Origin of the sequence: Sciscionella sediminilitoris, from assembly GCF_000737195.2 — a bacterium.
Lineage (GTDB): Bacteria > Actinomycetota > Actinomycetes > Mycobacteriales > Pseudonocardiaceae > Sciscionella > Sciscionella sediminilitoris.
Genome location: NZ_JALM01000018.1, coordinates 1 through 12,299, shown reverse-complemented (window position 1 = coordinate 12,299; position 12,299 = coordinate 1). Strand labels below are relative to the sequence as shown.

Annotated in this window: 14 protein-coding genes; 7 read left to right on the top strand and 7 right to left on the bottom strand. The window is 69.8% G+C overall.

Annotation, left to right across the window (positions count from 1 at the left end):
• Window positions 1–28 precede the first annotated feature (28 nt).
• Window positions 29–589 (top strand): hypothetical protein, encoded by a 561-nt coding sequence (locus AD72_RS09505; protein WP_156365116.1) that lies wholly within the window; start codon window positions 29–31, stop codon window positions 587–589.
• On the opposite strand, the gene AD72_RS35510 is transcribed toward AD72_RS09505, so the two are convergent.
• The 5 genes from AD72_RS35510 to AD72_RS09485 all read right to left on the bottom strand — a co-directional run bounded on the left by AD72_RS35510 (window position 528) and on the right by AD72_RS09485 (window position 4,192).
• On the bottom strand, window positions 528–842 hold the full coding sequence (locus AD72_RS35510) for a type II toxin-antitoxin system PemK/MazF family toxin (RefSeq protein WP_082468832.1): 315 nt from the start codon (window positions 840–842) through the stop codon (window positions 528–530). The two genes, AD72_RS09505 and AD72_RS35510, sit on opposite strands and share 62 nt — an antisense overlap.
• Window positions 832–1,059 (bottom strand): ribbon-helix-helix protein, CopG family, encoded by a 228-nt coding sequence (locus tag AD72_RS09500; protein ID WP_051898331.1) that lies wholly within the window; start codon window positions 1,057–1,059, stop codon window positions 832–834. Before AD72_RS09500 ends, AD72_RS35510 begins: the two co-directional genes overlap by 11 nt.
• A gap of 94 nt (window positions 1,060–1,153) precedes the next feature.
• Window positions 1,154–1,930 (bottom strand): IclR family transcriptional regulator, encoded by a 777-nt coding sequence (locus tag AD72_RS09495; RefSeq protein WP_031466071.1) that lies wholly within the window; start codon window positions 1,928–1,930, stop codon window positions 1,154–1,156.
• Window positions 1,923–2,579 (bottom strand): response regulator, encoded by a 657-nt coding sequence (locus AD72_RS09490; protein ID WP_031466070.1) that lies wholly within the window; start codon window positions 2,577–2,579, stop codon window positions 1,923–1,925. The genes AD72_RS09495 and AD72_RS09490 overlap by 8 nt, the downstream gene beginning before the upstream one ends.
• Window positions 2,576–4,192, bottom strand: a complete 1,617-nt coding sequence (locus tag AD72_RS09485; RefSeq protein ID WP_231644774.1) for a sensor histidine kinase — start codon at window positions 4,190–4,192, stop codon at window positions 2,576–2,578. The genes AD72_RS09490 and AD72_RS09485 overlap by 4 nt, the downstream gene beginning before the upstream one ends.
• 180 nt (window positions 4,193–4,372) lie before the next feature.
• On the opposite strand from AD72_RS09485, the gene AD72_RS09480 reads away from it, so the two are divergent.
• The 4 genes from AD72_RS09480 to guaA are packed head-to-tail and all read left to right on the top strand — an operon-like array spanning window position 4,373 to window position 8,658.
• The gene (locus AD72_RS09480; protein WP_031466068.1) at window positions 4,373–5,164 is read left to right on the top strand and encodes an ABC transporter ATP-binding protein; all 792 of its coding nucleotides are present in this window, start codon (window positions 4,373–4,375) and stop codon (window positions 5,162–5,164) included.
• The gene (locus AD72_RS09475) at window positions 5,161–6,015 is read left to right on the top strand and encodes an ABC transporter permease (RefSeq protein WP_031466067.1); all 855 of its coding nucleotides are present in this window, start codon (window positions 5,161–5,163) and stop codon (window positions 6,013–6,015) included. Before AD72_RS09480 ends, AD72_RS09475 begins: the two co-directional genes overlap by 4 nt.
• Window position 6,016: 1 nt before the next feature.
• Window positions 6,017–7,054 (top strand): ABC transporter substrate-binding protein, encoded by a 1,038-nt coding sequence (locus tag AD72_RS09470; RefSeq protein WP_031466066.1) that lies wholly within the window; start codon window positions 6,017–6,019, stop codon window positions 7,052–7,054.
• Between the two features lie 47 nt (window positions 7,055–7,101).
• Window positions 7,102–8,658: a glutamine-hydrolyzing GMP synthase gene (gene guaA, locus AD72_RS09465; RefSeq protein ID WP_031466065.1), complete on the top strand. Its 1,557-nt coding sequence runs from the start codon at window positions 7,102–7,104 to the stop codon at window positions 8,656–8,658.
• A gap of 3 nt (window positions 8,659–8,661) precedes the next feature.
• On the opposite strand, the gene AD72_RS09460 is transcribed toward guaA, so the two are convergent.
• Together AD72_RS09460 and AD72_RS09455 are read right to left on the bottom strand one after the other, a co-directional pair.
• The gene (locus tag AD72_RS09460; RefSeq protein WP_031466064.1) at window positions 8,662–8,880 is read right to left on the bottom strand and encodes a hypothetical protein; all 219 of its coding nucleotides are present in this window, start codon (window positions 8,878–8,880) and stop codon (window positions 8,662–8,664) included.
• A complete protein-coding gene (locus AD72_RS09455; RefSeq protein WP_197284914.1) occupies window positions 8,873–10,093 on the bottom strand; it encodes a PspC domain-containing protein in 1,221 nt (406 codons plus the stop codon). The genes AD72_RS09460 and AD72_RS09455 overlap by 8 nt, the downstream gene beginning before the upstream one ends.
• 78 nt (window positions 10,094–10,171) lie before the next feature.
• On the opposite strand from AD72_RS09455, the gene AD72_RS09450 reads away from it, so the two are divergent.
• Together AD72_RS09450 and AD72_RS09445 are read left to right on the top strand one after the other, a co-directional pair.
• On the top strand, window positions 10,172–11,497 hold the full coding sequence (locus AD72_RS09450; protein WP_037345238.1) for an ATP-binding protein: 1,326 nt from the start codon (window positions 10,172–10,174) through the stop codon (window positions 11,495–11,497).
• A 41-nt stretch (window positions 11,498–11,538) separates the two neighbouring features.
• Window positions 11,539–12,198, top strand: a complete 660-nt coding sequence (locus tag AD72_RS09445; RefSeq protein WP_031466061.1) for a response regulator — start codon at window positions 11,539–11,541, stop codon at window positions 12,196–12,198.
• The last annotated feature ends 101 nt before the right edge of the window (window positions 12,199–12,299 follow it).

Genomic DNA, 12,299 nt, shown 5'->3' with positions numbered 1-12,299 from the left:
CCGGGGCGCGCCGCTGTGCAATGGCGGCATGCCAACACAATCGAATCCCGCGCACGCGATCGTCCGCGTGCTGTTCGTCAACCTCGGTATCGGCGCCGTCGTCGCGGTGCTCACGATCCTGTTCCGCGAGCAGATCCTGAACCACCAGCTGCACGCACTCGCGGTGCCACCCGCGCAGTGGGAGCAGACCCATGACGTGCTCGCCGGCCAGCTGTGGTCCCGGCCGGGCACGATCGCGGTCATGACGCTCGTGTACGCCTTCGTGGTGCGCGACCTGTACCGGGGCAAACGCCGCGCCTACATCCGGGCACACGTGGTCTCCGCGATCGGCGTGGTCGTCTACGGCTATCTCGTCTTCTCCGGCCAGTACCCGGCCTGGGTGACGGCGCTGTTCGCGGCGCAGGCCCTGGTCGCCCTGACGCTGCTGGTCCTGCTGCGCCGCCGCCCGGCGCGCGCGTTCTTCGCCAGGGAGGAAAAACTCAACCGCGCCCCCAATCCGCGCGGTGAGCTCACCGGCCGCGGCGCGATCAGGTCAGGGAGAACACGATTCGGACGGCGCGATCGATCGCGAGCAGTTCGGCGGTTGTGAGGTGCCCGGCCATGTCGTCGAGCCGCTCGGGATCGACCGCAGTGGTCTGCTCGACGAGTACGCGGGTGGGTTTTCCGCTGATCTCGATTTCGGGCCGAAAATCGGCTGCGCGTGCGCTGGTCGATGTCGGTGCGACCAACCACGTCGACAACGGCAGGAGGTCGGATTGCAATACGACCGCGTACCGCTGGCCGCGTTGTTCGTGTCCCCGGGTGTTCTTGGGGGCTCTTAGCCGGTAGACGTCACCACGCACGGATGGCGTCCAGGTCGGCGCGGACCGCACGCATTTCGGCCCGGTCGTCCTCATCGGCCGCGATCGCCTCGGCTTGGGCGCGAATGCGGTCGTTCTGGAGTTGGCGCGCCTCGTCGAGGATCGCACGCCGGATCACCTCGGAGCGATCGCTGCCATCCGTGTTCTCCAGCAGCCACTCGATTGCCTCGACGGTGGATTCGTCGGCCCGGAAACTCACCGTAGCTCCAGTCATGACATGAATCGTATCACGTATCGTATTACGCTGTCGTCGTATGATCGGTGAAACCGGAATCGCAGTCACTGGGCAGAACTCAACCGCGCCCGCCGATCCGCGCGGTGAGCTCACCGGCCGCGGCGCGGACCTCGGCGGCCAGTTCCGGCCAGGTGTTCGCGCAGTCTCCGGCGCAGACGTGCCGGAAGGTCACGCTGATCGCGGCGACCGGGCGACCGTCGTGGTCGTGTACCCGCGCGGCGACGGAGGCGTATCCCTCGCTGACGAAGCCGTCCTCGATGGACCAGCCGCGCCTGGCTTCCTCGGTGAGCAGGGCGCGCAGGGCGGGTAGGGTCTTGGGTCCCCGCCCGGTGCGGTCCACGAAGGCATCGGCGTTCGGGAACAGGGCGCGCACCTGCGCGGCGGGCATCCCGGCGAGCACGGCGCGACCGGATGCGGGCAGCGCGGCGGGCAGGCGCACCCCGACGGCGGTGACCAGTCCCTGGGTGGTGGCCGGTTGTTCGCGGGCGAGGTACAGCGCCTCGGCGCCGTGCAGGATGCCGAGGTGCGCGGTGTACCCGGTGCGTTCGACGAGCCCGCGCAGCAGGGGGCGGGCGAGCCGTTCGAGGGGATCGCGGCGCACGTAGGCCGAACCGAGTTCGAAGGTGGCCAGGCCGAGCCCGTAGCGGTTCTCCTCGGGGAGGTGGGTGACGAATCCGGCCTCGGTGAGTTCGGCGAGCAGGTGGTAGGTCGTGGACCGGGGCAGTTCGAGGGTGCCCGCGATGGCCGAGGCGGTCATCGGGTTCACGTGGCTGCCGAGCAGGCGCAGGATGGCCAGGCCCCGGCGCAGTGCGGGCACATCGCTGGATTCACCCATGCGCACCGGTCCAGGTGTATTCGTGTTCGGGGCGGCCGGTGGAACCGTAGCGCAGCCCCATGCGGACGGTGCCCTGCTCGGTGAGCGAGCCGAGATGGCGTTGTGCGGTGGCCCGGGCGATGCCGAGTTCCCTGGCCACCTCGGCGGCGGAAAGGGCGGCACCGGCGCGTTCGAGCAGTTCCGCGACCAGTCCGGTGGTCGCGGAACAGGCCCGCCGGGGGCTCGGTTCACCGGCGTGCAGGCTGCGCAGTGCGGCGTCGACGTCCTGTTGCCCGAGGCGCGGGCCGGTGAGCTGTTCGTGGAACGCGCGATAGCCACGCAGCCGCGCGGTGAGCGCTTCGGCGGCGAACGGTTTGATCAGATAGCCCACGGCACCGGCGCGCAGTGCGGCGTGCACCGTGTCCGCGTCATCGGCGGCGGAGGCCACGATCGTGTCGCCCTGGTGCGCGCGCACCAGTTCGAGCCCGGAGCCGTCCGGCAGATAGATGTCCACCAGCAGCAGGTCCGGGCGGGTCTCCGCGATTCGCGCCCGTGCCTGGGCCGCGCTGTGCGCCACACCCTCGACGTGGAACCCGGCCACGCTCGCGGTGAACTCGGCATGCAGGCCGGCGACCCGGAAATCGTCGTCGACCACGAGCACCCTGATCATTTCGGTACCTCCGGGGCCAGGATATTCGGCAGTACGGCGAGAAAGAGCGCGCCACCCGGTTCGTTCGCGGAATCGGGTCCGGCCAGCCGCAGTGTTCCCCCGTGCCCGGCGGCCGCGCGTGCCGCGATGGCCAGCCCGATACCGTGCCCCGGACCGTCCTTTGTGGACATACCCTCCTCGAAGATCCACTCCCGCAAGGATTCCGGTACCCCGTCACCGGAATCGGCGACCGCGAGATGCAGTGTTGCCCCCTCGGAGAGCACATCCACCTCGACCCGGCACGGGCGGCTGTGCCCGAGCGCGGCCGCCCGGATCGCGTTGTCCACCAGATTGCCGAGCACCGTGGTCACCCGGAGCGGATCGGTGACCCGGCCGAGCACCAGGCTCGCCTCGCCGACCCCGAGCGTGACGCCTTTCTCTTGGGCGGCAACGGTTTTGGCGTACAGCAGGGCACGCAGATGCGGATCGGCGACCCGTTCGGCATCGACCGCCTCGCCCGCGGTGGCGCCTTCGGTGAGAGTGCCGAGATAGTCCGCGGCCTCCTCGGTGTGCCCGATCTGGAGCAGCCCGGAGAGGGTGTGCAGCCGGTTGGTGAACTCGTGCCGCTGCGCGCGCAACGCGTCGGTGAGCCCGCGCACCGAATCCAGTTCCCTGGTCAGTGTTTCCACCTCGGTGCGGTCCCGCAGGGTGATCACCATGCCGAGTTCGCGGGTGCCCCTGCGGACGGTGCGTAGCCGGGCGAGCAGCACCCGGGTTCCCGCGATGGTGACCAGATTGTCGATCTCCCGGCCGTCCTCGATCGCCGCGGCGAGCCTGGCGGGCAGTTCCAGTTCGCGGTACGGGGCGCCGTCCCGCGGCTGGGCCCCGAGCAGTTCGGCCGCCTCGGCGTTGTGCACCGTCACCCGCTTCGCCGGGTCCAGCGCGAGCACCCCCTCGCCGATCCCGTGCAGCACCGCCTCGTGCTCGCTGACCAGCCCGGTCAGTTCGTAGGGTTCGAGGCCGAGTGTCTGGCGGCGCAGTCGCCAGGTCAGCAACGCGGCCACGCCGAGCCCGAGAGCGAGGGCCGCGGCGCTGAACGCGAGGAACACGCCGAGCCTGCGGGAGAGCACCTCTTGCGGCACATCGCTGTCGAAGCCCACGCTGACCTCGCCGACCACCCGGCCCTGCCAGCGCACCGGAACCTTGCTGCGGATGGAGGCGCCGAGCGTACCGGTCTGATGCACGTTCACGACTTCCTTGCCCGCCAGCGCCTGCCAGGGATCGGTGCTCACCGGTTTGCCGATCCGCTCCGGGTTCGGGTGCGCCAGCCGGATGCCCTTGTCGTCGGTGATCACCACGAACAGCACGTTCGACCGGTCGCGCAGCGCGGCGACGTAGCGCTGCAGGGTACCGGCGGAGCGGCGTTCGGCCACCGCATCGGGCACCCCGGGCGCGCTGGCCACGGTGCGCGCGATCGCCAGCGCCTTGGTGCCCGCCTCGTGCGAGGCCTCCGAACCCAGCAGCAGGAAGGCGAACCCGATTCCTGCGCCGAGTAACACCAGGACTACGAGCAGTTGCAGGAGCAGGATCTGCCAGGTGAACCGCACCGGTTTCCGCGCCTGCAGTCCTGCCACGGGCGAACCGTACCCGGTCGTGCCCGGGGGCGCGCACAATGCGCAGAACGCGGGTAATGCTCAGTTGTCCGCGGAGATCGCGCACAAACTTGGCTACCCGGCCCCGGTTCCCTACGGTCGCCGGAGACCGGCGGGCCGCAGCGCCGTCGGTGCCGCAGTGCCCTCAACGAGGAGAGCGAGATGTTGATCGAGTTGCGCGGTGCGACCAAACGGTTCCCCACCGGAACCGGCGGGATCCACACCGCGGTCCGCGAGCTGAGTATGTCCGTCGATTCCGGTGAGTTCGTCGCCGTCGTCGGGCCGACCGGCTGCGGAAAATCCACGACCCTTTCCCTGGTTTCCGGGCTCGAACCCGCCTCGGCGGGCGCGGTCTCGGTGCGCGGCGCCCCGGTGACCGGAATCCCGGACGGGATCGGCTACATGTTCCAGACCGACGCGGTGCTTCCCTGGCGTTCGGTACTGGACAATGTCGCCACCGGTCCGCGCTACCGGGGCACGAGCAAACGCGAGGCCCGCGAACAGGCGCGGGACTGGGTGGCCAGGGTCGGGCTCGCCGGATTCGAGCACTACTACCCGCATCAGCTCTCCGGCGGGATGCGCAAACGTGTGGCGCTCGCCCAGGTACTGGTGACCTCGCCGGCCATCATGCTGATGGACGAGCCGTTCTCCGCGCTGGACGTGCAGACCAGGGCACTGATGCAGGGCGAGCTGCTGCGCCTGTGGGAGGGCACGGGTGCGGCGGTCATCTTCGTCACCCACGATCTGGACGAGGCGATCGCGCTCGCGGACAAGGTCGTGGTCATGACCGCAGCACCGGCGACCGTGAAGGCCGAATTCCGGATCGAGCTGGACCGACCGCGGGATGTCGAACAGCTGCGCATCACCGAGGAGTTCCTCGCCATCTATCGCAAGGTGTGGTCCTCGCTTTCCGAGGAAGTGGACAAGACCCGGAAAATGGGGGCGCGGAAATGACGATCGAAACCGTGCAGAGCGAGGAATTCCTCACCAATTCGGTGCGTGCCGCGAAACGCAAACGGGCCGTGAAGGTGTGGGGACTGCGGCTCGCCATCATCGTGGTCTGGCTCGGCAGCTGGGAACTGGCCGCGACCTACTGGATCGACCCGTTCTTCTATTCGAAACCCTCGGCGATCGCGAACCGGCTCTACGAGTGGTTCACCATCGGCACCGATTTCGGTTCGATCTGGGCGAATCTGCTCACCACCGTGGAGGAATCGGTGCTCGGATTCTTCATCGGAGCGGTGCTCGGGGTGCTGCTCGGGGTGATCCTCGGCCGGAGCACCTATCTCGCCGAGGTGCTCAATCCGTTCATCAAGGCGGCGAACGCGGTACCGCGGATCGTGCTCGCCTCGCTGTTCATCGTGTGGTTCGGCCTCGGGCTCGGTTCCAAGGTCGCGACCGTGGTGGTGCTGGTGTTCTTCGCGGTGTTCTTCAACGCCTTCACCGGTGCCCGCGAGGTGGACCGCAATCTGATCGACAACGCCCGCATCCTGGGTGCGAGCCGGATCGCCGTGCTGCGCACCATCGTGGTGCCCAGCGCGACATCCTGGATCCTCTCCTCGCTGCACATCGCGTTCGGCTTCGCGCTCATCGGCGCGGTGGTCGGGGAGTACGCGGGCGCGAAGTCCGGGATGGGCTTCCTGATCGCCAACGCGCAGGGCACCTTCGACACCCCCGGCATCTACGCGGGGATGATCGTGATCACCGTGGTGGCCCTGCTCGCCGAATGGCTCATCGGGACCGCGGAGAACCGGCTGTTGCGCTGGCGCCCCAAGGTTTCCGGCAGCGCGGTATCGGAGTTGTGACATGAAACGGACGATCGCACTGTGTGCCGTGCTGCTCGCCCTGTGCGCGAGCGTGGCCGGCTGCCGGGATTCCCGCACCCTGCCCATGGGCGCGGACGGCAAACCGAAGATCACCATCATGGTCGGCGGCCTGGACAAGGTCATCTATCTGCCCGCGATGCTCACCGAGCGGCTCGGCGGATTCCGCGCCCAGGGCATCGATGTGAGCCTGTTGTCCCAACCGGACGGGGCCACCGCGGAGACCTCCCTGCTCGCCGGTGAGGTGGCCGGGGTGGTCGGCTTCTACGACCACACGATCGACCTGCAGGCCAAGGACCAATGCCTGACAAGCGTTGTCCAGTTCGCGAACGTGCCGGGGGAGGTGGAGATGGTCGCCGCGAACAAGGCGGGCCGGATCCGCGGCTGGCGGGATGTGCGCGGGCACAACCTCGGGATCACCTCGCTCGGTTCCTCGACCGATTTCCTCACCAAGGCGCTGGCCAACCGGGCCGGGGTGCACCCGGACGAGTTCACCCCGGTCAAGGTCGGGGCGGGGCAGACGTTCATCGCCAATATGGACAACCAGGCGATCGACGCCGGGATGACCACCGATCCGACGGTGGCCAGGCTGACCAGCACCGGTAAGGGGCGGATCCTCACCGATCTGCGCACCGAGCAGGGCACGCGGGCCGCGCTCGGCGGGCTCTATCCGGCGAGTTCGCTGTACATGAGCTGCCAGATCGTGCAGCGCTATCCGGAGATCGCCCAGAAGCTGGCGAACGCCCTGGTCGGCACGCTGCGCTGGATGAAGACGCACACCCCGGGACAGATCGCCGCGAAGATGCCGCCCTCGTTCGCCTCCGGCGGCAAGGAGCTCTACGAGCGCTCGATCGCCGATTCGGTGCGGATGTTCAACGGCGACGGGCGGATGAACCCCGAGGGTGCGCGCAATGTGCTGAACGTGCTGTCCGAGTTCTCGGTGAACGTCAAACCGCGCAAGGACCGGATCGATCTGGCCAAGACCTACACGACGCGGTTCGTGGACCGGGTGCCGAGGTGAACGGGCAGGTAATCAGCGCAGGTAAGGGCTGCTTTAAACTGAGGGCCGTGACGGATACCAGCTCCCGCCCCGTGCTCGTTGTCGACTTCGGCGCCCAGTACGCCCAGCTCATCGCGCGCCGGGTGCGCGAGGCGCAGGTGTACTCGGAAGTGGTGCCGCACACGGCAAGCGTCGCCGAGATCGCCGAACGGGAACCGCTCGCCCTGATCCTGTCCGGCGGCCCGTCGAGCGTCTACGAGGACGGCGCGCCCGCACTGGACCCGAAGCTGTTCGAGCTCGGTGTCCCGGTGCTCGGTATCTGCTACGGCTTCCAGGTGATGGCGCGCGCGCTCGGCGGGACCGTCGCGCACACCGGGGCACGGGAGTTCGGCCGCACCGAACTGCGGTGCGAAACCGCTGCCGGGGTGCTGCACGCCGAGCTCCCCGAGCGTCAGCCGGTCTGGATGAGCCACGGGGACTCGGTGACCGAGGCACCCGAGGGGTTCACCGTGACCGCGGCCAGCGAAGGTGCCCCGGTCGCCGCTTTCGAGGACACCGCGCGCCGGTTCGCCGGGGTGCAGTACCACCCGGAGGTGCATCACTCGCCGCACGGCCAGCAGGTGCTGCACCGCTTCCTCTACGAGATCGCCGGGATTCGTCCACAGTGGACGGTTGCGTCCATTGTGGACGAACAGGTCGCGCGGATCACCGAGCAGATCGGGGATGCCCGCGCGATCTGCGCGCTCTCCGGCGGGGTGGACTCCGCGGTGGCCGCCGCGCTGGTGCAGCGGGCCATCGGGGACCGGCTCACCTGTGTGTTCGTCGACCACGGCCTGCTGCGCGCCGAGGAGCGCGCCCAGGTCGAGCGGGACTTCGTCGCCGCGACCGGGGTCGAGGTGCGCACCATCGACGCGCGCGAGCGATTCCTCACCGCGCTTTCCGGGGTCACCGATCCGGAGCAGAAGCGCAAGATCATCGGCCGGGAGTTCATCCGGGTCTTCGAGGCCGCGGCACGCGAACTGCGCGAGGGCGGAGTGGAATTCCTGGTGCAGGGCACGCTCTACCCGGATGTGGTCGAGTCCGGCGGCGGTTCCGGGACCGCGAACATCAAGAGCCACCACAACGTCGGCGGGCTGCCCGAGGATCTGCAGTTCTCCCTCGTCGAACCCCTGCGCGCGCTGTTCAAGGACGAGGTGCGCAAGGTGGGTGTGGAGCTCGGCCTGCCCGAACCGATGGTCAACCGGCAGCCGTTTCCCGGGCCCGGGCTGGGGATCCGCATCATCGGAGAGGTCACCGAGCACCGGCTGGAGGTCCTGCGCAGCGCGGACGCGATCGCCCGCGAGGAGCTCACCGCCGCCGGGCTGGACGGAAGCATCTGGCAGTGCCCGGTCGTGCTGCTCGCCGAGGTGCGCTCGGTCGGGGTGCAGGGCGATGGGCGTACCTACGGCCACCCGATCGTGCTGCGTCCGGTGTCCAGCGAGGACGCGATGACCGCGGACTGGACGCGGTTGCCCTACGAGGTGCTCGAGCGCATCTCCACCCGGATCACCAACGAGGTCGCCGAGGTCAACCGGGTGGTGCTGGACGTGACGAGCAAGCCGCCGGGCACCATCGAGTGGGAGTGAGCGTCACCGTTTCCGGCGCAGTGAGCTGAGCAGCAGCAGCGCGCCGACGACCGCGGTTCCCCCGGCGAGCAGCCAGCGGCCGTCGAGGAACGGCACCCCGAACTGCCCGTCGGTGAGCACATAGGCCGCGATCAGCACCGAGGCGATCCCCGCGACCAGGGTCACCGGGTCCAGCTTTCGCCTGCGTTCCGGTGCGTGCTCCGGGGTGTTCCGGTCAGCCACGGCGCACCTCCACGGTGCCGAGGTCGGTGTTCGCGTCGAGGTCGATCACCAGGCCGCCCTTTCCGTTCGTTCCGTTGTCCACTTTGGACACCGGGCTGGGGTCGGTGCCGCTGCTCTTGGTGCCGAGGCAGTCGAGCTTGCCCAGCCGTGTCTCGCAGTCGACGGTGACGTCCGCGGTGCGCGGCACGGTCACCGTCGCGGCGCCGAGTTTGGTCGTCACCGAGGTGTGCACCGTTCCGCTTTCCGGGAGCCGGGTCAGGTCGAGATGCAGGGAACCCAGATCGTTGCGGTACTCGGCCTGGACCTGGTCGATCCGCGTCGGGGTGAACCGTTCGTTCTGCGTTCCGCTCAGGTCGGCGCGCATGGCCAGCAGTGAACCGGCCGCGAACAGCACGGCTAGCACGATGAGCCCGCGTCCGCCACCGGCGAAGGAGCCGAGGATCATCGTGGTGCCCACCGCGGCGAGCACGATGGCCGCCGCGTGCGCCGGGGTCATCCAGCCGTCCGAGGCGTCGGCGAACAGCACGCAACCGGCGATCGCGAACAGCGTGACGACGAGCCCGATGAGCCCGACCTTCTTGGATCTGCGCGGCTTGCGCGGCGGCGGGGGCGCCTGCTGCGGGGTCCGCGATGGTTCGGTCAGCTCCCAGGCGAACGGGGCCGCCCCGAGCGCGTCCCAGGACGCCGGATCGGTGACCGGGGCGGTGACGCTGCCCCGGCGCGCACCGGTCTCCTCGGCCCAGCCGACCGGTTGCGGTGCCACGGCGAGGTGCGCGCGCGAACTGTGCAGCAGATAGAGCGCCACGAGTAGCCCGGCGAACCCGATCGGGCCCCCGAGCGGTCCGCCGAGCAGGAAGTCCCCGCCGAGCATGACCCCGCTCGCGGGAATCAGGGCCAGGCACAGCAGCAGGGTGAACAGGCTGGACACCGAGCTCGTTCCGCGGCCGACCATGGAACCGAATGCCGAGGCCCGATCGCCCTGCTTGCGCAGCAGCAGCCAGCCGAGCAGGTAGCAGACCAGCCCGGAGCCGCCGAACACGGTGCAGGTCACGAAGACCACCCGGATCAGCGTCGGATCGATGGAGTACCGATTGCCGAGGGCGGCGGCGACCCCGGCGAACCGGCGCCCGACCAGCGGCCGCTCCGGGCGGGTCGCCCAGAAATCGCGCAGGACCTCCTCGAGGCGGCGCCCGGCCGGCTTGCTGGATTCCATGGCCCCCAGCATGCGGGAAGACCGCACGGCCGCGGTATCGGGGACGCCCCTGAAATCCCGGCTCCGGGTTATTCCCCGATGAAACACCCGCCGATCGCGTGGGACGATGCGATCGTGAGTCCGGGAGCCGATGACCTGCGTGTGCCGCCACCGGCGCGCGAGTTCGAGGAGAACACCGGCCCGCCGAAGCTGTACCGGCACCGCACCGGGCGCATCGTCGGCGGGGTCGCCGGTGGGGTCGCCGAACACCTCGGGGTGCGCGTGCTGTGGGTGCGCGCCGTGTTCGCGGTCCTGGTCGCGCTCGGCGGAGCGGGGATCGCCGCCTACGCGATGCTGTGGCTGTTCGTGCGCCAGGAGAGCCAGGACGCCCCGGTGCACGAGGACTCCGGGCGTGGCCGCCAGCAGGCGATCGCGCTGCTCGTGCTCGCCTGCGCGCTGGCCTTCGCGCTGAGCGATTTCGCCGGGGTCACGGTGAGCAGGTACGGCGCGCCGCTGATCATCGTGCTCGCCGGTGCCGCCGTCGTCTGGCGGGAGGCGGACGCCGCGCAGCGCAAGCGGTGGGCGAGCGGGGTCGTCGGCAAGGGCGGCACGAGCGGGGCGCTGCGGGTCGCGTTCGGCACCCTGCTCGTGCTCGGCGGGCTGGTGCTCGTACTGGTCAACGGGCGCAGCCTGGGGCTGACCCAGTTCGTCGCGCTCGCCGTGGTCGTGGCGCTGCTCGGGGTCGCGGTGCTGACCCTGCCGTGGTGGCTGCGCATGGTCCGGGAACTGGGCGAGGAGCGCCGGGCCCGGATCCGTACCGAGGAACGCGCCGAGATCGCCGCGCACCTGCACGATTCGGTGCTGCAGACGCTCGCGCTCATCCAGAAGCAGTCGGAGTCCCCGCGCGAGGTGGCCCGGCTGGCCAGGGGACAGGAGCGGCAACTGCGCACCTGGCTCTACGGGCCGGACGGCTACGGGCGCAAATCGGTGCCGACCGAACCGGGTGCCGCCGAGGGATCCGAGCCGGACACCTTGAGTGCCGCGCTCGAGCAGGCGGTCAGCGAGGTCGAGGACACCTTCGCGATCGAGGTCGAACAGGTCGCGGTCGGGGACTGCGAGCTCGACGACCGGTTGCGGGCCGCGGTGCAGGCGACCAGGGAGGCCATGGTCAACGCCGCCAAACACGCCGGGGTGCGCCAGGTGAGCCTGTACGCCGAGGTCGAGGACGAGGCGGTGGCCCTGTTCGTGCGCGACCGGGGAGCGGGCTTCGATCCGGATGCGGTGAGCGAGGACCGGCACGGGGTCGCCGACTCCATCAAGGGCCGGATGGCGCGCAACGGGGGTGAGGCGCGTATTCGCACCGGTCCCGGCGAGGGCACCGAGGTGCAGTTGCGGATGCCGCGCGCCGCCGTCGCGGGGAGGTGAATTCCTCCGGGCCAGGTGCGCCGGGCGGTACAGTACGGGGCATGACTGACGCTGTGCGGGTATTCTTGGTCGACGACCACGCGCTGTTCCGCGCCGGGGTGCGCGCCGAGCTCGAGTCGATCTCCGGTGGCGAGGTCGAGATCATCGGGGAGGCCGGTTCGGTGGCCGAGGCCGTCGCCGGGATCGCCAAGCTCGCGCCCGCGGTGGTCCTGCTCGACGTGCACATGCCCGATGGGGGCGGGGCCGAGGTGCTGCGCAGGGTGCACACCGAGCAGCCGGATGTCGTGTTCCTCGCGCTCTCGGTCTCGGACGCCGCCGAGGATGTGATCGCCGTGATCCGGGCGGGCGCGCGCGGCTACGTCACGAAGACGATCTCCTCGAGCGATCTGGTCGGGGCCATCAAGCGGGTCGCGGACGGGGACGCGGTGTTCTCCCCGCGGCTGGCCGGATTCGTGCTCGACGCGTTCGCCGACCGGCCGGGCGCGGCCCCGATCTCCGATCCGGAGCTGGACCTGCTGACCCCGAGGGAGCGCGATGTGCTCCGGCTGCTGGCCCGCGGATACGCCTACAAGGAGATCGCCTCGGAGCTGTTCATCTCCGTCAAGACCGTGGAGACGCATGTGTCGAGCGTGCTGCGGAAGACTCAGCTGTCGAACCGGTACGAGCTGTCCCGCTGGGCGAGCGACCGGCGCCTCGTGTGAGTGCCCGGCCGGGGAGTAGCTGATCGAGCCGGGTGAGCAGGATCCCGGCGAGCACGATCACCATGCCGATGACCACCCGCCAGTTCAGCGGCTCCCCCCCC